We start from the raw sequence: 21,286 nt of genomic DNA, 5'->3' as shown, positions 1-21,286 counted from the left end.
AAGTTCTTAAAATCCATATACCGCCCGCAGCTGCTCTTCCGTCGGCTTGGTGTCGTATCGTTCGCCTTTAGGACCGTACCAGGAATCCCCTTCCTTTCGAAGAATCACAGATGTTTTGGAGCCGTTGCTGTTGGTAATCCAGACGGTTTCGGTGCTTCCTGTTGGAGCCGGCTGGTTAACAGGTTGGGAATAGACTTCCTGCTGACGCTGCTGTTCGGCTTTCTTTTTGTCGGATTGCGCACCGATTACATAACCGGCTCCGGCTCCGACCGCGGCACCGATGAGTGTTCCCTCTGTATCCCGCCCGATGGCCTGGCCGACACCTGCGCCTATAGCCCCGCCGATGAGAGCATCGGTCTGGGCGTCGCTTTCACAGCCGACTGTCAGAATGAGGGTCGCCGAAAGCGCGAATACCAATCCTGTCAAAAAAAACGCTTTTCTCATCTTTTTCTCCTTGAATTATTATTTGTTTCTCTTTTTTTTCTACAGGACAAGAAACCAACCAGTTCTTTCCTTGTTTTTTAAAGGATTTCCGGCTATTATCATCGACATTTCAGCCATTTTAACTGTAAGAAAAGGGGTGTTTAAATGGAATCGACACTGATTATACACGGAGCAGCCGGGCGGATGGGCAAACGTCTGATTGCCTTGGCGTTCGAGTCCGGCTTCTGGAAAGTAGTTGGAGCGGTGGACCATCCGGAGCATCCGGATATCGGAAAGGATGCTGGATTGCTGGCCGGATGCGGGAATACAGGGGTGGTTTTGTCCGGCAGACTGGAGAAAAAGGCGGATGTGTTGATTGATTTTTCTCTGCCTGCTGCGGCGGGGGAAACCATTGCGTTTTGCCAGAAGACCAAAACGGCTCTGGTGATGGGAACGACCGGACTTACCGATGCACATTTGGACCTGCTTCGAAAGGCCGCTCAAGCAATCCCGATTGTCCAGGCGACCAATATGAGTTTGGGAATGAACCTGCTGTTCAGCTTGGTGGGGCGAGTGGCCAAAAGTCTGGGGGAAGATTATGATATCGAGATTGTCGAGGCACATCATCGACATAAGAAAGACGCCCCCAGCGGTTCGGCCCTGTCGCTGGCCCAGTCCATTTGCGAGCAGACAGGTCGGAAATATCCGGATGTATTGGTTCACGGACGTGAGGGCAAAGAGGCCCTGCGTCAAAAGGGAACGATTGGGATGCATGCGATTCGGGCGGGTGATATTGTCGGTCAGCACAGTGTGATTTACAGCACACAGGGCGAAACGGTTACGCTTTCGCACTCCGCTCATAGTCGGGATACGTTTGCGCGAGGGGCTTTGAGTGCGGCTCGGTGGCTCTTGGGGAAGACCCCGGGGCTTTATTCGATGCAGGATGTTTTGGGACTTCGATGAGCCGTCTTGCAGAGCGGATGGGTTTTGGATACAATAACGGCCCTTTATTTATGATGACTTTCAGACAGGACAATCAGGAATAGAAAGGAAGTTTTCATGGGAAAAGGGGATAAGAGAACCAAACGCGGCAAACTGTGGAGAGGGACGTACGGCAAGATGCGTCGTCCGGCCGGCCAGGAAAAGAAAGATCGGATTTTCCCGCCGATGCCGCAGCCGGCGGAGCAGGGAACCGGCTCTGAAAGCAAATAGTGCCCTCCGGCAGCAGTCAAAACACCGCCGCAGAAAAGGGAGACCCTCTGTTCTGCGGCTTCTTTTTTCGGAAAGGCCGATGAAATGGACCCGGCACGGGTACAAACACCCTGTTATGTGATTGATTTGGGGCGGCTGAAAAACAATCTGCTTCTGCTCGGACAGGTGCAGCAGGAAACCGGGTGTCGGATTCTGCTGGCCTTAAAGGGATTTGCCGCCTGGAGCACGTTTGACTTGTGTCGGCAGTATCTGTCCGGGGCGGCGGCCAGCTCCCTGCACGAGGCCAAACTGGCGGCGGAGTATTTCCGCAAGGAAGTGCATCTGTGCGCTCCGGCCTATCGGGATGATGAGATGCCCGAATACCTGCGAATCGTTGACCATATTGTTTTTAATTCCCACACCCAGTGGAATCGTTTTCGGAATAGTGTTCAGCAAGCCCCCCGTCCGATTGCCTGCGGCCTCCGCGTCAACCCGATGCATTCAGAGGTGAAGACCCTCATTTATGACCCGTGTGCGCCCGGCTCCCGGCTGGGGATTCCGCCGGAGCAGTTTCGCTCGGAGGAGCTGGACGGCATCAGCGGTCTGCATTTTCATACACTCTGTGAATTGAATGCCGATTCGCTGGTTCGGACACTGGCGGCTGTTGAAAAGCATTTCGGCACGGTTATCCGGCGAATGAAATGGATGAATTTCGGCGGGGGACACCACATCACACGGCCGGATTATGATGTGGACCTTTTGTGCCGAACCATTCGGGATTTTTGGCAGCGGTATCCGAATCTGGAGGCGATTTATCTGGAGCCGGGGGAGGCCATCGCCCTGCATACCGGTTTTCTGATTGCAAGTGTGCTGGATATTGTGCACAACCAGATGGATATTGCGATTTTGGACACGTCGGCGTCGGCCCATATGCCGGATGTGCTGGAGATGCCGTATCGGCCGGTCATTACCGGAGCGGGTCTGCCGGGAGAAAAGACCTATACCTATCGGCTGGCCGGGCCGACTTGCCTGGCAGGCGATGTCATCGGCGATTATTCGTTTGACAAACCGCTCCGGGTTGGCGACCGACTGATTTTTCACGATATGGCTCACTATACGATGGTGAAGAATACGATGTTTAACGGCATCAACCTGCCGGACATTGTCCTTTACGACCCGCAGCAGGACCGCTGCATCCTTCAGCGGCGGTTTACTTACGAGGATTTTAAATCCCGCCTGTCCTGAATTCGGCAGGATTGTTTGCGCAAGGGGGCGGTGAGAAAGAGAAAGATTTTTTGTCTTTTTTCTCTAAGCTGGTTATAATAGCAGGTGCTTTTGCGGAGGATTTTAAGGAGAACTCTGATGAAAGTACCTGCCTGTTGTTTTGCCCTTTTGGTTTCCTTTTCTATGGCCAATCCTGCAGACTTGAATTCTGACTACATCGTAGATTTGCAGGATTTTGTTCTTTTTGCCCGGTGCTGGCAGACGCAGACCGGACATCCTGCGTATAACAGTTTGTGCGACCTTGCTCAGCCGAAGAATGAGGTTATTGATGTTAATGATTTGCTGGTGTGGGCGGAAAATTGGCTTTGGCATGCCATTCGGCTGGATATTTATTCCAACGGCTGGGGGTACTACTGCACTACCAAATGGCTGGAGGGGGAGGGGACCTGGACGATTCAGTTTACCGATCCCCTCTATAAACCCGGTTATGACGGCCGGTATTACGCCTATGCCGTTCATCCGGGTGATTTTACGGAGGTTTTTACATTTTTGGCCAAGGAGATTCCTATTCCTCCGGGGACTCCCAAAAAGTATAGAGCTGACGTGACTGTAGATTTGGATCCGATAGACCCGAACCGGTTCAATGGGACGATTTTTTTAACACAGCCGTATTTTGCAGATGCGTATCTGGCCGATACGGACGTGGCGGTAATAGACCCGAATTCGATGGGGATGATTGCTTCGTTTCGGACCGATTCTCAAGGCCGCTTTTCCATCCAAATAGAGCCGGGCATCTATTTGTTTGTCTTTTCTGAGGATTCAGAGCAGCATATCGAAGAGGCCGCCGTTTTGGGGACATATCGCGACTTTTTGTATCCGGCGATGAACATTATGCTCAAACCGAACATTTATTTGTATCCCCCGGAGGCGATGCAGCTGGAGGTTCGACTTGCTTTTCCAGCCGGCGGAGGCGTGACCGTTTCAATTCCGGAATATACAGAGGGGTGGAACATTACCGCAGAGCCGAATGGATTGCTCGACGGTGTTTTTCGGTATTTGTTCTATGAGAGTGTTCAGCCGGATTACGGTCAGTATGAGTCGGGCTGGGTGGTCGCTCAAGAGGATTTGGAGAACTTTTTTCGAGCCAATCTTGCCCAGACCGGATTTATTCAGGAAGAAATCGACGATTTTGTCGAATACTGGATTCCTCGGCTGACAGGGGCTCCTTTTTATGCAATTTACCCGCAGTATAAAGAACAGCTGGATAAAATGGTGCAGCTAAGGGTTTTTCCGCCGCCGGACAATGTGATTCGTCTGATTTATGCAATCCGAGGCCTTTCCGGAAATCAGACTTGTCTGATTCCTCCCCAGATTCCTGCGTTCTCTCGTGAAGGTTTCACGGTGGTCGAATGGGGAGTTGTTCTGCAGTGAGGATTCAAGGGAACAGATATCCCTTGCTTGTCGTAAAAAAGGAATGTCTTTACTTTATCCAGAAAGGTGTTACGATCAAAAAAAATGGGTCCAGTGATTGTGAATAACGGAATGAGCGGAGAAATGGTGGTTTGGGACGGCAGAAAGACGGCTTTTCTTGTCCTGATTCTGCTTCAGGCGGTCATGTTTTGTTTTGAACCGCTCAGGGAAAAAAAGACGGCGGGGTTTGAAACGTGCTATTTATCTGCGCCGGCAAGACCCACGACGGCTGTTGTCTCGGAACAAAGGTATCCGAGGACTACGTTGTTCTCCGGGGCTCTATTCAAGACGGTATCCGTCTGGGAAGGCCGTGAGTTTTTGGGCTGTTCTGAAACAGTTTTCCGGGAATGGATTTTCCCGAATTTCCCTCACACCCTGCAGACCCTCGGCTGCCAACTCACTATCTAATCTGCTTTCATCCTCTCTTTTTCCGGAAGGCGATTTTTTGTTTGCTTTCCGGCCCCTGTCTTTTTTAAAGCTGTTTTTCTTTCCTTTTTGCAGAGGGTCCGTTTATGAATAACAAAACATCGATTTCTTATCAAATTGAACAGGTTCGAAAGATGCTTGAAGCCGGAAAGCCGGAACAGGCGCTGGATTATCTGGACCGGCTGGATTCGAACAATCATCTGATTCAAAATGCACGGGGAGTCTGTCTGATGCGTCTGGGCCAGGCGGACTCGGCGATCCAGATTTTACGCGACCTGGCTTTTCGGGGGCAAATCTGTATTCCGTCGGATACCCCGCCGCTTTTTGCGGCCAATTATGCCACGGCGCTGCTGATGAAAGGATATAATCAGGAGGCCCTGGAGATTCTGGCTGATTTAAAACCGGCCCATCATCCGTATATTGCGGCCTTATATGATGCAATTGCAGAATGGAAACGGGGGCTTACCCTGTTCCAGAAACTGTGCTGCCGGCTGAAACTGTATCCCAAGAAGCCGATTTCTTTGCACGTTTATCCCGGCAGTCTATAATGGGCCGGAAAGGCTGTAAATTGCACGTTGTCGCAGCATTTAGGTCGGAAGGATAAGCGAATGAAAGGTTTCTTTCAATTTCATGTTCGAAGGTGTATTTTGACGGGTCTGCTGACGGTTCTGCCGCTGCTGATTACGCTGTTGGTTTTTCAGTTTTTGATACGGATTATACGGAATCTGTTTGCTCCCGTTCTGGTTCATTTTTTTCCGGATACGCCGATTTGGCTGAAGTACGGGATTACTTTTGCGGCGGTTCTGCTTTTTCTGTATTTTCTCGGGCTGCTGACGGGGCATTTTCTGGGGCGATGGTTTTGGACCCGATTTGAGTCGATTCTGCTGAAAATCCCGCTGCTGCGAAGCATCTACAGCGCTTCTCGAGAGGTTGTGCTGATGTTCTCCAATCCGGAAAAAAAGGGGTATCGGGAAGTGGTTCTGGTGGAGTTCCCGCGGCCTGGAATGAAGGCTGTCGGGTTCATCACCGGCACAGTGAACGATGAACAGGGGAAACTGTACTATAAAGTCTTCATTCCGACAACGCCGAATCCCACGAGCGGATTTCTCGAAATTGTTGAGGCGAGGCAGCTGACCACGTCGAATCTGACGGTGGAGGAAGGGATCCAGATTATCATGTCCGGCGGGATTCTCGGACCCCAGAAAATGGTTTTGCATGCCTCTATGGAGTCTTCCGATTCTGTTGGGATATCCAACTCGCAGCGGGCTCCGGAAAGGAGTTTGTCATGACTTTTCTTCTGATAGCGGCAGGGCTTATGCTGCTGTATTTTGGAGCGGAGTGGCTGGTGAAGGGAGCGGCCGCGGCGGCGGTTCGTTTGGGCGTGACACCGCTGGCGATTGGACTGACAGTTGTGGCGTTTGGAACCAGCGCACCGGAGCTGACGGTGAGCACCCATGCCGCCCTGAAGGGATTGGGGGACATTGCCGTGACCAATGTGGTCGGCTCCAATATCTTTAATATTGCGTTCATTTTGGGGCTTGCGGCGGCCATCCGTCCGATTCGCGTCACCAAGCAGCTGATCCGCTGGGATGTGCCGGTGATGATTGCCGTATCGGTTCTTTGTATTGTGCTGCTTGTGAACCGGCACCTGTCCCGGCCGGAAGGGCTGCTGCTCGTTGCAGGGATCACAGCTTATACGATTTGGACGTTCCGTCAGGCCAAACGGGAACCGGATTTGTTGGGGTTGGCGGAGGTGCCCAAACAGGGCGGTGCCTCCTCAGGGCTTTGGGTTCCGGCGGGACTGGCGGTTCTGGGGCTGGTGCTGCTGGTGCTGGGGTCCAAGCTGCTGATTGCCGGAGCTCTTCAGCTGGCTCGGAGCTGCGGGGTTTCGGAGGCCGTCATCGGATTGACGATTGTCAGCGCCGGGACGAGTCTGCCGGAACTGGCCACGTCGGTCGTGGCGGCGGTTCGCAAACAAGCGGATATTTCCATCGGCAATATTGTGGGCTCGAATATTTTCAATATTTTGGGGATATTGGGACTCTCGTCGCTGGTGCGTCCCTATTCCTCGCCGGAACTGACTGGTTGGGATTTGGCAATGATGCTCGGAACAGCCCTTCTGCTGCTTCCTCTCCTGCGGAGCGGTTTCGTTTTGAGCCGCAAGGAAGGGCTCTTTTTTCTGGTTTTATACGGGGCCTATTTATGGCATCTGTGGCCGCGATAGCGGAGAAAATCAGCGCCGGCTTTGCTGGAGTTTGGCCAGCAGCCGGAGGATTTCCAGATAGAGCCAAACGAGCGTAACCAGCAGTCCGAAGGCAGCATACCATTCCATGTATTTGGGAGCACCCGCAGCGGCTCCGTTTTCGATAAAATCAAAGTCCAGCACCAGATTGAGGGCGGCAATGATGACGATAAAGACGCTGAAGGCAATCCCGAGCGGCCCGCTGCTGTGAAGCAGCGGAACATTCAGGCCGAAGAACCCCAGAATCAGTGCGATGAAATAAAACAGGCAGATTCCGCCTGTGGCGGCGACGATGCCGAGTTTGAAGTTTTCCGACGGCTTAATCAGCCGGGAGGTGTAGGCAATCAGCAGGGCGGCCAGCGTACCGAAGGTCAGAAAGACGGCCTGAAAGACGATGCCGGGGAACTGCTGTTCAAAGGCCGCCGACACACCCCCCAAAAGCAGCCCTTCTGCGACGGCGTACAGCGGAGCGGTTACGGGAGCGGCGGCCTTTTTGAAGATGGTAATCAGGGCCAGAACGAAACCGCCGACAAGGCCGCCCAGCAGATAAGGAGCGAAATTGCCGCCGGCGGAAAAGACATACCAGGTCCACGAGGCCGAGACCGTTACCAGCCCCAGCAGGACGGCAGTACGGTTCACGGTGCCCTGAAGGGTCATTGTCTTTACGGTGGTATCATAATAGGGAATGGCCTCAAAGACCTGGTCGTTGAGGGCCGGGTTGGCTGTCCGCATCATAAAAAGCTCCCTTTCTTCTATAAAAGACCAATGTTCAGGATTATTATATCTGAGTGAATTGTCCGGTCAATCTGACAGAAGTTTTACGCTCGTGTGCGGCGGAAGGTTCAGTTGTCCCAGAAAAGGCCGAAGACGGAAGTTCAGAACGAAAGGAAATCCGGATGAGCTCTCAACTTCTGGCCGACGGACTGATGGTGATTCATTTCCTCTGGGTGCTGTTTATGGTCTGGGGGATTGTCCGGACAATCGATGCGGCGGCTGCGGTGATGGTCTGCCGGCGTCCGCCCCTTCGGGCCCGGCGGTTTCTGGAACGGTGGCTTTTCCGCACGGTTCATCTGGCGGGGATTTTGTTTACAGGGGTCCTTGCGATTCTGGGCCGGTATTGTCCGCTGACGATATGGGAGTATCAGCTGCGCCGCGGCGGCCGGCCGTTTGCGGAACCGCCTGAATCGTTTCTGCTGGTATGGGTTGAGCGGCTGTTGTATCCGGATGTGCCGCCGGCGCTGCTGGAGACCCTTTCAGCCCTGGCGGCCTTGTTTGCACTGGCGGTTTATGCCGTGCGTCCTCCGGCCAAAGTCCGACAGGCCCTGAGCGTTCTTTTTCGACGCCTGACGAACCGTCAGGGTTCCAGGGCCAGGAGACCCTGAAGGATTTGTTCATCGGCTTCGAAGGCCGTCCCGTGGCGGGTGCCGCGGGGAAAACGCAGCTGCTCCGAAATAATCTCCCAGTTTTTCAGGTCTTTGGAGCGGACGGCTCCATATCGTCCGCGGGTGTATTCGTCATAATAAACGACCCAATATTCGCCCAGCTTCAGAACCGTTGGGCCCTCGACCCAGGCGGGGCTGAAGGGTTCGGAGGCGGGGCCGTAGGGACCGGTGAGAGTATCGCTGACGGCCAGACGGAGATTCTTTTTGGCTTGGGGGCGTTTGGTTTCGTCCTTGACAAACATCAGCCAGCGTCCGTTATCCGGTACAATCACCGCATCGATGGAATTAAACCCCCCGTCATAGAGCAGGGCGGTCGGGGAGAAGGTTTCGAAATCTTTGGTGGTGATATAGTAAATCCGATGATTCTGTTTGTAGCCCTCGCGGGAGATGTCGCCGGTTTCATCCGTTTCGGGGAACCGGCCCGGAATGGTGGTGGACCAATAGATCAGGAATTGTTGGGTTTGTGGGTCGTAGAGGATTTCCGGCGCCCAGCAGTTCAGGGCGTTGGGTTCGTGGTCCATCACGCCCAGCCGACGCTGCGGCGTCCAGTGAATCAGGTCTTTGGAGTGGGCCAGCCCGATGCCTTTGTCCCACCAGCCGGTTGTCCAGACCATATGGAAGGTGCCGTCGGGGCCGCGGCAGATGGACGGGTCGCGCATCAGTTTGGAGCCGACCTGCGGACGCAGGAGGGGGCGGTCGCCGTTGAGCGGTTTCCATTCGAGACCATCGCGGCTGAAGGCCAGATGCAGACCGCTTTCGCCGTTGCCGCGAAAGGAGGAGAACAGATAAACGGGCTGGGCGGCTTCGGCCGCCGACAGCAGGACAGCAGTAAGCAGAACAAAGCAGAAGACTTTTTTCACGATTGGTTTTCCTGAATGATTCAGACTTTCAGCCGGACAAATTTGCGTTTGCCGACCTGAACAACCATCCCGCTGTGCGGGGTGATTTCCTGATTGGGGTTGGTGATTTTTTCGTTGTTGATGCGGACGCCTCCCTGCAGAACGGCCCGCTTGGCTTCGCCGCCGGTGGCAGCCAGTCCGCACTGGAGCAGGAGTTTGGCGGCGGCAATGGGAGCGGCACTGACGGCCGCTTCGGGCATTTCGTCGGGCAGCTGGCTTTGGGCGAAGACCTTTTCAAATTCCTCGGCGGCCTGTTCGGCGGCCTGCTCGCCGTAAAACTGCTGCACGATGAGTTTGCCCAGCAGGACCTTGGCTTCTTTCGGGTGGGTTTTGGACGGGTCGGTCAGCTCTCGGATGCGGTCGGCGGGCAGGTCCGTCAGAAGCGTAAAGTAGTTTTCCATCAGATGATCGGGGATGCTCATTGTCTTGCCGAACATGTCGGAGGGCTTGTCGGTGACGCCGATGTAATTGCCCTTGGATTTGCTCATTTTTTCCTTGCCGTCCAGCCCGATGAGGATGGGCATGGTGATGACAATCTGGGCGGGCTGGCCCGCCAGACGCTGAAGGTCCCTGCCGACCAGATTGTTGAAGGTCTGGTCGGTGCCGCCCAGTTCGACGTCGCTTCGAATGGCCACGGAGTCATAGCCCTGCATCAGCGGATAGAGGAATTCGTGGATGCCGATGGGGTCGCCTTTTTTGTAGCGGATTTCGAAGGTGTCCCGTTCGAGCATCCGGGCGACGGTCATCGAGGCGGTCAGTTTGATGATATCGGCCAGCCGCAGGTCGGCCAGCCATTCGCTGTTGAACCGCACCTCGACTTTGTCGGGGGACATATCGAGGATTTTGCCGGCCTGTTCGAAGTAGGTCCGGGCGTTTTCCTGGATTTTTTCGGGGCTGAGCATCGGGCGGGTGGTGTTCTGGCCGGTCGGGTCGCCGATGCGGGCGGTATAGTCGCCGATAATCAGGACCGCCTTGTGGCCCAAGTCCTGGAACTGTCGGAGTTTGCGCAGGACGACGGTATGGCCCAGATGAATATCGGGGGCGGTGGGGTCCATGCCGAGTTTGGCCCGGAGGGGCCGGCCGGCTTTGGCGGCTTCGGCCAGACGCTGGGCCAGTTCTTCTTCGCGGAAGACCTCGACGGTTCCGCGTTTGAGGATTTGCATCTGCTGGGCAATGTCCATTGGAGTTCCTTGTTTTTGTTCCGTTTGGTTAGAACTATCTTAAAGGCCGAAAATTATAGCAAAAGGGCCGGCGGTCTGCAAGGGAATGGGAAAAAGGCAAATGAAGAAGGAGCCGCCGGCGGCAAAGCGTGTTTTTTGCGTGCAGGATTAATCCGCATCGGGGATGGGCCGGCGCGGGCCGGCGCAGTCGGGGTCAATCGGCCGAAATCCGAGTTCGAGAGCCGGCGAATCCAGCCGCAGGCGGAAATCCCTCGCCTTGGCATCCAGAAACAGCGGGTCGGCCCAGCGGGAATGGACGTCTTTGCCGAACTTCTTCCATTCTTCAAAGGTACGCCCGCCGAAGCGCACCTGCTCGAGGGGCTGGTTCGGATTGAAATAGAGATTCCAGTCCATCTCAAAGGTGCTTTCTGTTTTTTCCGCCGGTGCACTGGGGCGATAGTAGAATTCGTAGGGTTTGTCGTTCCAGATGCCGTCGAAAAGGGTGCCGGTTTCGAAATAGACGATATTGCGTTCGAAAAAGCAGCTTATGTGGGGCTCGACGACGCCGCGGCTGAGCTGATGGAGCCGTCCGAAAGCGAAGATATTGTTCCGGACGGTGATTTCCTTGGCATAGTGGATGTTGTAGCCGGCGAACTTGGTGTCATAGACGAGATTGTCCTCGATGAGGATGTGGCTGGAGCCCTCATCGTTGTAAATGCCCCATCCGCCGTATCGGTTGGCGTCGATGTCGTGGATGCGGTTGCCGAGCAGGACGGTGCCCGGCGAAACGCCGAGTGTGTAAATGCCGCCCATGTCGGACAGGAGGCCCTGGCCGATGTGGTGAATGTGATTGAAGGCGATGCGGTTGTCGCGGCTGACGCTGCGCTGATAGCCCCAGCTCCAGCCGACGGAGATGCCGGTATAATACCCGTGATGGATTTCGTTGTGCTCGACGGTGTTGTTGTCCGTATGCATCAGCAGGATGCCGACGGCCGAGTAAAAGCCCAGCCCGTAGGGGCCGATTCGGTTGTCGGCGATGGTCTGGCCTCCGGTGCGCAGGAGCGGGTGGGCGTATGCCTCTCCTCCAGTGATGCGGATTCCGCCGGCGGCGACATCAAAAATCCGGTTTTGCGTAAAGGAGTTGTTTCGGCAGCCGTCGAGGAATTCGACGGCATACGTGCCCAGCCGTCCGAATGTGCAGCGTTCAAACTGAATGTGCCGGGCGCCGGTTAAGGATACGGCGGCCGGAACGCTCGCAGAGGCCTGGTCATTGTTGCAGTTGCCGGCCGGCAGGGACCACTGGGTATGGGCAAAATGAAGCCCCTCGAAGCGGATATGTTCGACGTACCGGCGGGCGAGGGGGTCCCCTTCGAGCCGCAGCAGGGCCGGCGCCGCGGGTGCAATCACCTGGGCATCGGGCAGGTTCTCATCCGGCATCGGCCAATAATACAGCGTGCCGGTTGTGCGGTCCAGGTACCATTCGCCGGGGGCATCGAGGGCTTCCCGGACGTTTTCGACGATGTAGCGGGCGCCGTCCTGCGTGAAGTCATCCGTGAAGCGTTTGCCGGAGGGGAACGGAAAGGTTACGATATGTTTGTCGGCGTCGATGGATTCAATCGGCAGGTGGGTGTCGGTCCAAAAGTGAAACACGATGACTTCGGCGTCTTTCAGGTTTGTCCAGTTGGGGTCGAGATCGCCGGGCCGAAAGGCAAAGCAGCGTGAAGGGGTGTTGTAGGGTTTCTGATGGCCCTCGTCAGGAAAGCCGGCCACGCGGAAGAAGCCCTCGTTGGGGGTGCGGGCCCGCATTCGACGGCGGCCGTTGACGAACAGCTGGGTGAAGAGCCATTTGCCCGCCTTGACTTCGGGGATTTCCGCCTTCCAGATGTGTTCGTTGTGCGGCTGCCAGCCGACAATCGAGCGGCCGCCGGTGAGCAGGGGTTTTTCGTTTTCATAAGCGCGAAACGTAACGGGGCTGTCGGCCGTACCGGAATGGTCGGGCTTGAGGACAAGCGGCTGGGTGCGCGGGTATTGTCCGCCGCGCAGGATGACGGTTCGAGGCCGATGTTTCGGGGTTTGCCGAAGCCATTCGAGGGCGCGTTCGAGGGTTCGCACCGGTGCTTCGAAGGTGCCCGGTGCTGCGTCATCGCCGGTCGGCGAGACGTACAGGGTTTGTTCGTTTGGCCGCGTGAGCAAATGGGCAATGAGCGGCCGAAGGGCATCCGACCAGACCTGATATCCTTTCTCATTTAAGTGCAGGTTGTCATCCGTGAAGTATTGCGGGTCCGGTCGGCCTTCGCTGTTGAGCAGAACCGAGGCCGAATCGAAAAAGAAAAGCCGCTCATCGGACTGGGCCAGCGTGCGGAGCATGGCGTTGAAGCGGCGATAGTCGGCGGCGCGTTCGATGCGGGCGGGGCTGAGTTTGACGGCCATCAGGATGATGGGGGTTTGCGGCAGACGTGTTCGGATCAGGGCCAGCAGCTGTCGGACGTCCTCGAAGATTTGCTCGGGGGTCTTGCCCCAGAACGGGTCGTTGTCGCCGGAGTAAAGGACCAGCAGGCGCGGATTGTACGGGAAAATTACGGTCTGGGCGTGATAGGTAATGTCGGAATAAATGGAGCCGCCGAAGCCGCGGTTGATGACGGGAAATTCGGTGAAGCAGGTATGCGTCGGCCAGCGGGCGATGCTGGAGCTGCCGACAAACAGGACGGCATCAGGGGGAAAGGAATTGAGGGCATCCTGACGGCGAAACTGCTCCATCGTCTCCTCCCACCGCTTGGCCGATTCGAGATTGACATCTTTTTGCGGTGATTCCTGCGCATAAAGAGCGGTCCCGACAGTCAAAAATAGTACCGACGCAAAGGAGAAGAGCCGAATTTGCGGTTTTTTCTGTTTCATTGTGCGGTTCCTTATTGCTGGGTTGGTGTTTTGCCGCCGACTTTTCTTAAAACCGGATTGTACCGTGGAGGGTCAAGGGTTTCAAATTGTATTGTGTCAGGCGGGGGAGCGCCAGGCCTTGTAGATTTTTTTCAGGATCAGCCAGAGGTAAAGGGCGAGAAAAAGGGCCCAGAAAGCGATGCAGAGGGTTCGGACATAACGCTGAATCGTGGGGTAATAGAGGCCGAAGGGGCCGATGAAGTTTCGGATGAATGGATTGCGGGAATAGGGCCAAAGGGGCTGAATATCCAGATGATACAGGGCGTCGATGAGCACGTGGAGCCAGGCGCCGAGCAGGCCGCCGGCCGTCATCGACAGCAGCGTCGCGCGAGAAGGCAGGCCGGCAAGGGCCATAGCCAATTCGCACACCTTCCGCAGGGGTTTCAGATAGTACGCCGCCGCCCCCATTGCAGCGCCGGCGGCTCCGCCGACCAGCAGGGTATGAAGGCGGAGGAACTGGTGGACGTGCCCCTCGTAGGCGAACCAGCCGGCGGCCAAAACCTCGATGTCGAGCAGGACATTCGCCAGGAGAATCATCGGCACATCCATCCGGCGGCGAAACAGCAGGCCGACAAAACCGTGGAGGCCGAAATGATAGGGCGTGTACGGCATAGGCGGTTCGGTCAGGCGCCGAGGTAGCGGTCTTTGAGCAGATAATCCTGAACGTATTCGCGGACGGCTTCTTCGAGCGGCGTAATGGGGGTTTTGCAGCCGGCGGCACGGAGTTTGGAAATATCGGCCTGCGTGAAGTACTGATACTTGGGCTGGAGGGATTCGGGCATCGGGATGTAGTCGATGCGGACTTCTTTGCCCATGGCGTCGAAGACGGCGCGGGCCAGGTCGTTCCAGGTGCGGGCTCGGCCGGTGCCGATGTTGTAGAGGCCGTTGGCTTCGGGGTGTTCGGCGAAAAAGAGGGTCATTTCGACGGCGTCCTTGATATAGATGAAGTCGCGCTGCTGCTGGCCGTCGCCGTAATCGGGCCGGTGAGATTTGAAGAGTTTGACCCTGCCGGTGTCGCGAATCTGCTCGAAGGCCTTGTGGACGAAGCTGCGCATGTCGCCTTTGTGGTATTCGTTGGGGCCGAAGACGTTGAAGTATTTGAGGCCGACGACCTGATCGAGCAGGCCCTGACGCTTCAGCCAGAGGTCAAACATCTGCTTGCTGTAGCCGTACATGTTCAGCGGGCGGAGGAGCTCGATTTTGTCTTCGTCATCGGAAAAGCCCTGCGAGCCGTCGCCGTAGGTGGCGGCGCTGGAGGCGTAGATAAAGCGGGTATTGATGGACAGGGCCCAGTTGCACAGGAGCTTGGAGAATTCGTAGTTGTTTTTGACCAGGTAGGTGGCATCGGTTTCGGTGGTGTCGGAGCAGGCGCCCATATGAAAGACGGCCTCGACCTGCCAGGGCTCGTCAGAGTTGGTGACGGTATCGCTGAAGTCATCCAGTTCGAGATAGTCGGCAAAGCGGAGATTGCGGAGGTTTTTCCACTTTTCATCATTGCCGAGCTCATCGACAATGAGGATGTCTTCAATGCCGCGCTGATTGAGGGCGGCTACAATGGCCGAGCCGATAAAGCCCGCCCCGCCGGTTACGATAATCATGGTGTCTGTTCCTGATAAAAAGAATCAAGTTTTGTTTCTTGTACCCTATCGGGGCAGGGGCGGTTTGTCAACGAGAAAGCCGGTTCAGTCGGCCGGCTCGGCCGGACGGTTTCGGATTGTCTGGGCGGCTTTTTGATAAGGATTTTCGCCGGAGCCGGTCCATCGGCGGGCGAGGGTATCGAGAGCGGGCAGGACCGAGGCGTCGCCGATTTGGGCCAGATAATCGGCGGCGGCCAGGCGGGTCGACTCGTATTCGCTTTGCAGGAGCCGGGCCAGCGTTCGGATGTCCCGTTTCCGGAAGGCCTGAGCGGCTTGTTCGAGTTCTTTCCGGAGGGTGCCGGCGGCTTCCTCGTTGTCGGTCTGCTGCGTGTCGGCGGTCAGAGAGCGGCGGTCGGGAAGCGTTTGGGGACCGAGGATATGCAGGGCCAGCAGGGCGCCGGCTAAAATCACAGCCGCCGCGGCATAACGGAGAAGAGGATGAGACAGCCGGTCGGACAGGGAGGCGGAGGGAAGACGGCGGATAGTTTCGTCCAGACGGCGTCGGGCCAGAGCGGGCAGCGATGCATCGAGGGGCTCGGCTTTCATCCGTTCGGCGGTGCGAAGGACGTTTTGCATTTCTTCGGCGGTTCGGCGGCAGTCGGCGCAGTCGGACAGGTGGGTGCGGATTTGTTCGGCGGCGGCGCTGTCCAGTTCGCCCAGGACGTACGCAGCCAGATTGTTCTGAATGTGCTTATGATTCATACGGGTTCTCGCTCTAAAACATCGCGCATCAGATGGGCCAGATGACGGAGGGCCCGATGCAGATGCACTCGCGCTGTGGATTCGGAACAGCCGACAATTTTGGCGATTTGCGGATAATCCATTCCTTCGAGCCGGGCCAGGATGAAGACCTGGGCCTGGTGCCGCGGGAGTTTGCGAAGGGCTTGCCGCAGGCGGCCCAGCAGTTCGGCGGCCCGGGCATTGTTGTCCGGGTTGTCGTCGGCGGACAGGGTCTTTTCGTATTCGGGGTCCAGATTTTTTTCCTTTCGCTGTTTTTGGACATACTCGAGGGCCTTTCGGACGGTGGTCCTGTAGAGATAGGCGTTCCAGTTGACCGGAGCGGAAAAGCTGCGGCGGCGTTTCCAGAGGGCCAGAAAGACCTCCTGATGGATATCGAGGGCGGCCTCGGCACTGCCGCAGACCCGCCGGGCAATGGCCAGGACTCTGCCGCCGTATTCGGCCACCAATTGGTGAAACTGTTCGTCGCCCATGTTGACCTGCCGTCCGTGTTTTTTCTGTTTTGACTGAAAAAAACGACTGTTTCTGAGAAGATAGAGCATTATAGCCCGCCGCGTGTTTACAGAAAAACGAAAAAAAACGGGCCGGAAAAACGAAAAGCAGCGAAGCACTGAGGGAGATTTTACTCCTGCGGTTTGTTTTGGGGTTTTTCGGAAGCGGCGGGCAGGGGGATTCGCACGGTAAAGACGGTGCCTTCGCCGCGGAGGGTTTGGACGTCGATGGTGCCGTTGTGGGCGGAAACGACCTTTTTGGCGATGGCCAGACCCAAACCGGTCCCCATGTGTCCTTTGGTGGAGTGGAAGGGGCGAAAGAGCAGCTCGGGATTCTCGATGCCGGGGCCGTTGTCCTGCACACGGATGAGCAGGTGTCCGGCGGCGTCCAGTTCGGTGGTGAGCGTGACCTGTCCGGTCTGCGGCGGGACGGCCTCGAGGGCATTCAGGAGCAAATTCATCAGCACATCCTGCATCCGGTCCGGGTCGAGGGGCACCAGGCCGATTTGGTCATCCAGCTGGGCGATGAGGGCGACGCTGCGCTGCTGGGCCTGCGGGCGGAGCAGCTCGATGACGGTTTCAGCCAGTCGATTAATCTGGCAGGGCTGAAGGCGCGGCTTTTCATCCTGCGTGAATTTGAGCATATCGAGGACGAATTTTTCGATGGTGCCCAGATTGCGTCGGAGGATGGCCCAGCTTTTTCGGGCCTGCTCGAGGTTGTCCTGCCGGAAGCTCTGGTCCATTACGTCGATGCCGGTTCGGAGAGCCTGCAGGATGTTTTTGATGCCGTGGGAGAGGTTCATCGCGGCCTGAGCGGCTTCGAGCATACGCTGTCGGCGGGCGGCGGCCTGCTTGCTCTGGAGGGAGCTGAAGGCAACGGCGACCATGGTTTCGCCCGGGTCAAAGACCAGTTCGATGCGCTGGTCGTCGGCCAGCCGGGCAGCCTCGGCGGCGGGGAGCGGCTCGCCCGTTTCAAAGAGCAGGACGGTGCCGCCGCAGCGGATTTGGTCCTGATTGTGCAGCTGGACGGGGTGCGTGATGCGCTGCTCGTTCAGGAAGGTGCCGTTGGAGGAGTTCAGGTCGCAGATGAGCCACTGGCCGTCGCGGAAGGACAGCTCGGCGTGCTGACGGGATACGGCCGGGTCGGGCAGAAAAAAATGGGCTTTGTCTCGGGTGCGGCCGATGATTTTGGGCCAGTCCTTCGGGTCCAGCTCGAAGGACTGCCTGCGCAGCGGTCCGGTCAGTATCGTCAGTTTGGCCATAAGGGGTATTGTAGCGGCCGATGCGGCCTGTGCAACGGGTTTCCTGCATCGAGCCGCAAAGTCCGCAGGGGGTTATTTCCCGATGCAGAAGCGGGAGAAGATTTGTTCGAGCACGGCTTCGGAGAGGTTTTCGCGTTCGAAGCCGCCCAGCTGCTCCCAGGCGGAGCGGACGAGCATAGCGGCGATTTCGTCTCGGCTCTGTTCGACCTGTTTGGCGGCTTCGGCAAGGGCGGCTGATGCTTCCGACAGAATCCGCCGATGCCGCTGATTGAGCATCAGGGCGGCGTCGGTTTCCGGTGCGGCGGTTCGCTGCTGCAGGAGAGTTTTGCGAATCTGCTCTTTAAGGACCTCCAGACCGTCGCCCCGCAGGGCGCTGACAGGCAGAAACTCCCGGCCGAACTCCGCGTTCAGCTGCGCCAGTCGGGCGGGAATCTCTGCGGGAGCAAGCCGGTCGGATTGCGTCGCCAAGGCCAGCAGCGGCCTGGAACCCAGGAGCGTGAAGATGCCGCGGTCTTCCGTGCAGTCGGGTTTGGCGATGTCGATGCAGAACAGAATCAGGTCGGCCTTCTGCAGGGCGGAGCGGGCGGCCTGCTGGGCGAGGGCGTCGAGGGCATCCAGCGGGGGCTGCGTGCTCAGGCCCGCACAGTCAAACAGGACGCAGTCGATGTCGCCCAGCGGCAGGATTTCCGCAAGGACATCGCGGGTGACGGCGCGGGCGTCGGAGACGATGCTGCGGGGGCGGCCGAGCAGGGCGTTGGTGAGCATGCTTTTGCCGGCGTTGACGGCCCCGGCGATGCCGACGGAGGGCAGGTCAATCATCCGTTCATACCGGAGGGCGCCGGTCAGGAGCTGCTCGATTTGCGAACGGAGCGACTGAAGGATTTGGACGGCCTGAGCGGCCGGCAGGATTTCGATGTCTTCTTCGGCAAAGTCCAGTCCGGCCTCAAGACGGCTCAGCCAGTCGAGCAGGGCGGCTCGGATTCGGCCGATGGTTTGGGCCAGGCGGCCGGCGAGGAGTTTTTCGGCGGCCAGCACCTGGGCGGTGTTGGAGCCGCTGACGATTTGGGCGACGGCCTCGGCCTGGGTGAGGTCGAGTTTGCCGTTCAGGTAGGCGCGGAGGGTGAACTCGCCCGGTCGGGCCTGACGGGTGTGTTCGAGGATTTGGGAGAAAATCCGCTCCACAGCCGAAGCGGCGGCGAACAGGTGCAGTTCCGCCATATCCTGGCCGGTGTAGGAATGAGGGGCGGCAAAGGTATAAATGACGGCCGGAACCGAAATGCCCTCGACCGATAGTTCGGCATGGAAAAGGCCTCGACGGCGGGGGATGGAGGAGCCGAGCAGCTCCTCAAGAACAGAAAAGGTTTGGGGACCGCTCAGACGCAGGATCGAACCGCAGACCCTGCCGACCGCCGGCGGCGGGCTGCTGAGGGCGGCAATGGTATCGTCGGTTACCATAGCGATTCCGCGTTCTCAACCGGGCACCGGGCCCGTTTGAAAAGGCAAAAATCAAAATGAATGAAACCGTCTTTGACGGCGCGTCTGCTTCTCATTCCGATTTATTTGTATTCGCGGAACAGGGGTTTGGGTTTTTTCTTTTTGGGTTTGCCGCCGGTTTTGGCGGTGGCGGGCACGAGGCGTTTTTCCTTCTCGGCCTCCTGCTGCTGGAGGTGTCTGCGGATGACGTACTGTTCGATGACGCCGGCGCCGATGCTGGCCATAATGTAGAGATTCACGCCCGACGGGCCGTTGTAAAGCATCAGCGGAAACAGCAGGGGAAAGAGAATCATCATAATTTTCTGCTGCTGGACGACTTCGGGCCGGGCAGTCTCCGCGGGCTGAGTCTGGGGGGTGAGCTTCTGCTGGAGATACATTACGACGCCCATCAGAATCGGCAGCAGATTGAGCGATTCAATATGCAGGCCGATCAGAGGGATGGTAAAGGCAAACCGGCCGAAGTGAATCAGGGCATCCGGGGCGGACAGGTCGGTAATCCAGAACGGCAGGAAGCCGGCGCCCCGCAGATCGATGCTCGTATAGACAGCGGTCCAGAGCGCAATCCAGATGGGCATCTGCAGGAACATCGGCATCATTCCGACCATGGGGCTGAACTGGGTCATGCCCGCCTGGTGATAGACTTCGGCTATCTTTCGCTGCATTTCCTGCGGATTGCCTTTGTATTTCTGCTGGACCTCCTGAAGCTGGGGCCCGAGTTTCTGGACCTTCATCATCGTGACCTGGCTTTTCTTGGTAATGGGGTGAAGAACCAGCCGCATCAGGAAGACCAGAACCATAATGACGATGCCGTAGTTGCCCCAGGGGCCCATCAGCTGATACAGCGCGGTCATCAGCCACATGATGGCGAAAGCCAGCGGCTGGGTCAGGAAGGCCGGACAGCAGCAGCAGCTTCGCATCGCAAAGGTCTGGTAATAAGCATAGGCCCGGTAGGTCGGGTTTTTATCGAAGAGCCGTTTGTCTTTCGGGCCTAGGAAGCATTCAAAGGTGAGGGTCTGGGTGCTGTTGGGGCGTCCGGCGGGGGCCAGCGAGAGGGTATCTGTCTGAAGGCGGTACGTAGCACCGGCATCCGGAGAGCCCTGCGGCTGGCAGAGCTGCGGGTCGTGATACTGCGCACCGGTGAAGGCGATTGGAGCAGCGGACTCGGGACGGATGACGGCGGCGAAATATTTGTTGGTGGAGGCCGCCCACAGGAACGAGGCCGATTTGTCCGCCTTCATCTGAAGGAGGTTCTGGGGGTCAGAAGAGCCGAAGATTTTCTTAAATCCGCTGACCAGCGGACCGAACATCAGAGTAAAAGCGCCGGGTTTTTCGGGGCAGGACAATTCCTTCACATAGGAGCGGATTCTCGGGTATTCGAGCAGTCGGGTTTCGACAGAGTTGTTTTGGGTGCGGTAGGCGGCGATGATGTTGCGTTCATCGGTTCGGATGTCTTCCGCCAGAACGGCGGCGGTGCCCTGGATTTGGAGCTGCTGGCGGACGGTGCCTTCCGTGAGGTTTTCAACGGTCAGTTCACAGGTCAGGTCATAACGGCCCGGCTCGATACGATAGGTTTTGCGCAGGCGAATCTGGGGCACGGTCAGGATGCGCTGTCCGTCACGGGTTTCGACCTGCCCCAGAAGGGCTTCAAAGACGGCTTTGTCGGCGGATTGTTCAACCACAGTCCAGTTCAGCCGATCGAGGGGGAAAACGAGTGCGCTGGAGGATCCCTTATTGCCGGTCAGCGACAGAGAGGTGCTGGCCAGGGTATAGATGGGCCGCTCGCCTGTCAGAATCGGTTTCAGGAGCACAAAGGGCTGCGGATTGTCTTTGTGTCGGTCGTCGAATTCCGAGAGCGTAACGGTTTTGACGGCGGCCCCGCGAGTCGTCAGTTCGACTTGAAATTTGTATTGGGACGGGTCATTGGTGCGCCGGCAGACGTCATAGAGGGCTCCGAGCGTGACGGTTTGTTCAGGGCCGCTGACGGCGGACAGATTGTCAAAGGACACGACAGGTTCTTCGGGCTCGGCGGGTGTCTGTTGTGTGTCGGCGGTCTGCTCGGGCGATGCGGCGGGCTGCACAGCGGATTCCGGCTGCACGGCGGCGGCCAGAGGAATGATGGGATTTGGAAGGTTGCATCTGCCTGCGGAGCAAAAGCCCGCCTTGTAAACCCGCAGGGCGCACAAGCCGACAAAAACAATTGTGAGCGTCCAGATGAGTAAAGGCCATTTCCTCATATTGGTTCTGCCGTTCACA

Annotated in this window: 21 protein-coding genes; 9 read left to right on the top strand and 12 right to left on the bottom strand. The window is 57.2% G+C overall.

Annotated elements, in window-relative coordinates; genetic code table 11:
- Window positions 1–6: 6 nt before the first annotated feature.
- Window positions 7–444: a glycine zipper domain-containing protein gene (locus PKY88_09535; protein HOQ05439.1), complete on the bottom strand. Its 438-nt coding sequence runs from the start codon at window positions 442–444 to the stop codon at window positions 7–9.
- Window positions 445–588: 144 nt separating this feature from the next.
- Here PKY88_09535 and dapB point away from each other — a divergent pair, with 144 nt between their 5' ends.
- The 8 genes from dapB (at window position 589) to PKY88_09495 (ending at window position 6,958) form a co-directional block, all read left to right on the top strand.
- Window positions 589–1,386, top strand: coding sequence for a 4-hydroxy-tetrahydrodipicolinate reductase (gene dapB, locus PKY88_09530; protein HOQ05438.1), 798 nt, complete (start codon window positions 589–591; stop codon window positions 1,384–1,386).
- A gap of 96 nt (window positions 1,387–1,482) precedes the next feature.
- Complete coding sequence (locus PKY88_09525) at window positions 1,483–1,635, top strand: 30S ribosomal protein THX (GenBank protein ID HOQ05437.1); 153 nt, start codon at window positions 1,483–1,485, stop codon at window positions 1,633–1,635.
- 84 nt (window positions 1,636–1,719) lie between these two features.
- On the top strand, window positions 1,720–2,859 hold the full coding sequence (gene nspC, locus PKY88_09520) for a carboxynorspermidine decarboxylase (protein ID HOQ05436.1): 1,140 nt from the start codon (window positions 1,720–1,722) through the stop codon (window positions 2,857–2,859).
- 117 nt (window positions 2,860–2,976) lie between these two features.
- A complete protein-coding gene (locus PKY88_09515; GenBank protein HOQ05435.1) occupies window positions 2,977–4,269 on the top strand; it encodes a hypothetical protein in 1,293 nt (430 codons plus the stop codon).
- An 84-nt stretch (window positions 4,270–4,353) separates the two neighbouring features.
- The gene (locus PKY88_09510) at window positions 4,354–4,716 is read left to right on the top strand and encodes a hypothetical protein (protein ID HOQ05434.1); all 363 of its coding nucleotides are present in this window, start codon (window positions 4,354–4,356) and stop codon (window positions 4,714–4,716) included.
- A 104-nt stretch (window positions 4,717–4,820) separates the two neighbouring features.
- Window positions 4,821–5,282 (top strand): tetratricopeptide repeat protein, encoded by a 462-nt coding sequence (locus tag PKY88_09505; GenBank protein ID HOQ05433.1) that lies wholly within the window; start codon window positions 4,821–4,823, stop codon window positions 5,280–5,282.
- A 60-nt stretch (window positions 5,283–5,342) separates the two neighbouring features.
- The gene (locus tag PKY88_09500; protein ID HOQ05432.1) at window positions 5,343–6,023 is read left to right on the top strand and encodes a DUF502 domain-containing protein; all 681 of its coding nucleotides are present in this window, start codon (window positions 5,343–5,345) and stop codon (window positions 6,021–6,023) included.
- Window positions 6,020–6,958, top strand: coding sequence for a calcium/sodium antiporter (locus PKY88_09495; protein ID HOQ05431.1), 939 nt, complete (start codon window positions 6,020–6,022; stop codon window positions 6,956–6,958). The genes PKY88_09500 and PKY88_09495 overlap by 4 nt, the downstream gene beginning before the upstream one ends.
- Before the next feature lie 9 nt (window positions 6,959–6,967).
- Here the strand turns inward: PKY88_09495 and PKY88_09490 are convergent, their stop codons facing one another.
- Complete coding sequence (locus PKY88_09490) at window positions 6,968–7,711, bottom strand: Bax inhibitor-1/YccA family protein (protein HOQ05430.1); 744 nt, start codon at window positions 7,709–7,711, stop codon at window positions 6,968–6,970.
- Between the two features lie 161 nt (window positions 7,712–7,872).
- Between PKY88_09490 and PKY88_09485 the strand changes: the two genes are divergently transcribed.
- Window positions 7,873–8,358, top strand: coding sequence for a DUF2784 domain-containing protein (locus PKY88_09485; protein HOQ05429.1), 486 nt, complete (start codon window positions 7,873–7,875; stop codon window positions 8,356–8,358).
- Here PKY88_09485 and PKY88_09480 read toward each other — a convergent pair.
- From PKY88_09480 to PKY88_09435, 10 genes are all read right to left on the bottom strand, one after another.
- A complete protein-coding gene (locus PKY88_09480; protein HOQ05428.1) occupies window positions 8,331–9,278 on the bottom strand; it encodes a glycoside hydrolase family 43 protein in 948 nt (315 codons plus the stop codon). The genes PKY88_09485 and PKY88_09480 overlap by 28 nt on opposite strands.
- A gap of 20 nt (window positions 9,279–9,298) precedes the next feature.
- Entirely contained in the window at window positions 9,299–10,498 is a 1,200-nt protein-coding gene (tyrS, locus tag PKY88_09475) for a tyrosine--tRNA ligase (GenBank protein ID HOQ05427.1), read from the bottom strand.
- A gap of 147 nt (window positions 10,499–10,645) precedes the next feature.
- Window positions 10,646–13,372 (bottom strand): right-handed parallel beta-helix repeat-containing protein, encoded by a 2,727-nt coding sequence (locus PKY88_09470; GenBank protein ID HOQ05426.1) that lies wholly within the window; start codon window positions 13,370–13,372, stop codon window positions 10,646–10,648.
- Window positions 13,373–13,468: 96 nt separating this feature from the next.
- Window positions 13,469–14,023 (bottom strand): hypothetical protein, encoded by a 555-nt coding sequence (locus tag PKY88_09465; protein ID HOQ05425.1) that lies wholly within the window; start codon window positions 14,021–14,023, stop codon window positions 13,469–13,471.
- 11 nt (window positions 14,024–14,034) lie between these two features.
- Window positions 14,035–15,009 carry an ADP-glyceromanno-heptose 6-epimerase gene (gene rfaD / locus PKY88_09460; protein ID HOQ05424.1) on the bottom strand — a complete coding sequence of 325 codons (975 nt, stop codon included), beginning with the start codon at window positions 15,007–15,009 and terminating at the stop codon, window positions 14,035–14,037.
- A gap of 84 nt (window positions 15,010–15,093) precedes the next feature.
- The gene (locus tag PKY88_09455) at window positions 15,094–15,750 is read right to left on the bottom strand and encodes a zf-HC2 domain-containing protein (GenBank protein ID HOQ05423.1); all 657 of its coding nucleotides are present in this window, start codon (window positions 15,748–15,750) and stop codon (window positions 15,094–15,096) included.
- Window positions 15,747–16,259 carry a sigma-70 family RNA polymerase sigma factor gene (locus PKY88_09450; GenBank protein ID HOQ05422.1) on the bottom strand — a complete coding sequence of 171 codons (513 nt, stop codon included), beginning with the start codon at window positions 16,257–16,259 and terminating at the stop codon, window positions 15,747–15,749. The genes PKY88_09455 and PKY88_09450 overlap by 4 nt, the downstream gene beginning before the upstream one ends.
- Window positions 16,260–16,408: 149 nt before the next feature.
- On the bottom strand, window positions 16,409–17,539 hold the full coding sequence (locus PKY88_09445) for an FHA domain-containing protein (GenBank protein HOQ05421.1): 1,131 nt from the start codon (window positions 17,537–17,539) through the stop codon (window positions 16,409–16,411).
- 72 nt (window positions 17,540–17,611) lie between these two features.
- Complete coding sequence (locus tag PKY88_09440) at window positions 17,612–18,994, bottom strand: 50S ribosome-binding GTPase (GenBank protein HOQ05420.1); 1,383 nt, start codon at window positions 18,992–18,994, stop codon at window positions 17,612–17,614.
- A 101-nt stretch (window positions 18,995–19,095) separates the two neighbouring features.
- Complete coding sequence (locus PKY88_09435) at window positions 19,096–21,285, bottom strand: YidC/Oxa1 family insertase periplasmic-domain containing protein (protein ID HOQ05419.1); 2,190 nt, start codon at window positions 21,283–21,285, stop codon at window positions 19,096–19,098.
- Between the last annotated feature and the right edge of the window lies 1 nt (window position 21,286).

This window comes from Anaerohalosphaeraceae bacterium, from assembly GCA_035378985.1.
Lineage (GTDB): Bacteria > Planctomycetota > Phycisphaerae > Sedimentisphaerales > Anaerohalosphaeraceae > JAHDQI01.
Note: the sequence above shows the minus strand (reverse complement) of the source record. Positions and strands in the feature narration are given on the sequence as shown.

What these genes read in the sequence shown, in the direction of transcription:
- PKY88_09515 (HOQ05435.1), top strand. Translation starts at nt 2,977, where the DNA reads ATGAAAGTACCTGCCTGTTGTTTTGCCCTTTTGGTTTCCTTTTCTATG.
- PKY88_09490 (HOQ05430.1), bottom strand. Translation starts at nt 7,711, where the DNA reads ATGATGCGGACAGCCAACCCGGCCCTCAACGACCAGGTCTTTGAGGCC.
- PKY88_09500 (HOQ05432.1), top strand. Translation starts at nt 5,343, where the DNA reads ATGAAAGGTTTCTTTCAATTTCATGTTCGAAGGTGTATTTTGACGGGT.
- PKY88_09450 (HOQ05422.1), bottom strand. Translation starts at nt 16,259, where the DNA reads ATGGGCGACGAACAGTTTCACCAATTGGTGGCCGAATACGGCGGCAGA.
- PKY88_09495 (HOQ05431.1), top strand. Translation starts at nt 6,020, where the DNA reads ATGACTTTTCTTCTGATAGCGGCAGGGCTTATGCTGCTGTATTTTGGA.
- PKY88_09470 (HOQ05426.1), bottom strand. Translation starts at nt 13,372, where the DNA reads ATGAAACAGAAAAAACCGCAAATTCGGCTCTTCTCCTTTGCGTCGGTA.
- nspC (HOQ05436.1), top strand. Translation starts at nt 1,720, where the DNA reads ATGGACCCGGCACGGGTACAAACACCCTGTTATGTGATTGATTTGGGG.
- PKY88_09510 (HOQ05434.1), top strand. Translation starts at nt 4,354, where the DNA reads ATGGGTCCAGTGATTGTGAATAACGGAATGAGCGGAGAAATGGTGGTT.
- PKY88_09535 (HOQ05439.1), bottom strand. Translation starts at nt 444, where the DNA reads ATGAGAAAAGCGTTTTTTTTGACAGGATTGGTATTCGCGCTTTCGGCG.
- dapB (HOQ05438.1), top strand. Translation starts at nt 589, where the DNA reads ATGGAATCGACACTGATTATACACGGAGCAGCCGGGCGGATGGGCAAA.
- PKY88_09465 (HOQ05425.1), bottom strand. Translation starts at nt 14,023, where the DNA reads ATGCCGTACACGCCCTATCATTTCGGCCTCCACGGTTTTGTCGGCCTG.
- PKY88_09505 (HOQ05433.1), top strand. Translation starts at nt 4,821, where the DNA reads ATGAATAACAAAACATCGATTTCTTATCAAATTGAACAGGTTCGAAAG.
- PKY88_09485 (HOQ05429.1), top strand. Translation starts at nt 7,873, where the DNA reads ATGAGCTCTCAACTTCTGGCCGACGGACTGATGGTGATTCATTTCCTC.
- PKY88_09455 (HOQ05423.1), bottom strand. Translation starts at nt 15,750, where the DNA reads ATGAATCATAAGCACATTCAGAACAATCTGGCTGCGTACGTCCTGGGC.
- tyrS (HOQ05427.1), bottom strand. Translation starts at nt 10,498, where the DNA reads ATGGACATTGCCCAGCAGATGCAAATCCTCAAACGCGGAACCGTCGAG.
- PKY88_09525 (HOQ05437.1), top strand. Translation starts at nt 1,483, where the DNA reads ATGGGAAAAGGGGATAAGAGAACCAAACGCGGCAAACTGTGGAGAGGG.
- PKY88_09445 (HOQ05421.1), bottom strand. Translation starts at nt 17,539, where the DNA reads ATGGCCAAACTGACGATACTGACCGGACCGCTGCGCAGGCAGTCCTTC.
- PKY88_09440 (HOQ05420.1), bottom strand. Translation starts at nt 18,994, where the DNA reads ATGGTAACCGACGATACCATTGCCGCCCTCAGCAGCCCGCCGCCGGCG.
- rfaD (HOQ05424.1), bottom strand. Translation starts at nt 15,009, where the DNA reads ATGATTATCGTAACCGGCGGGGCGGGCTTTATCGGCTCGGCCATTGTA.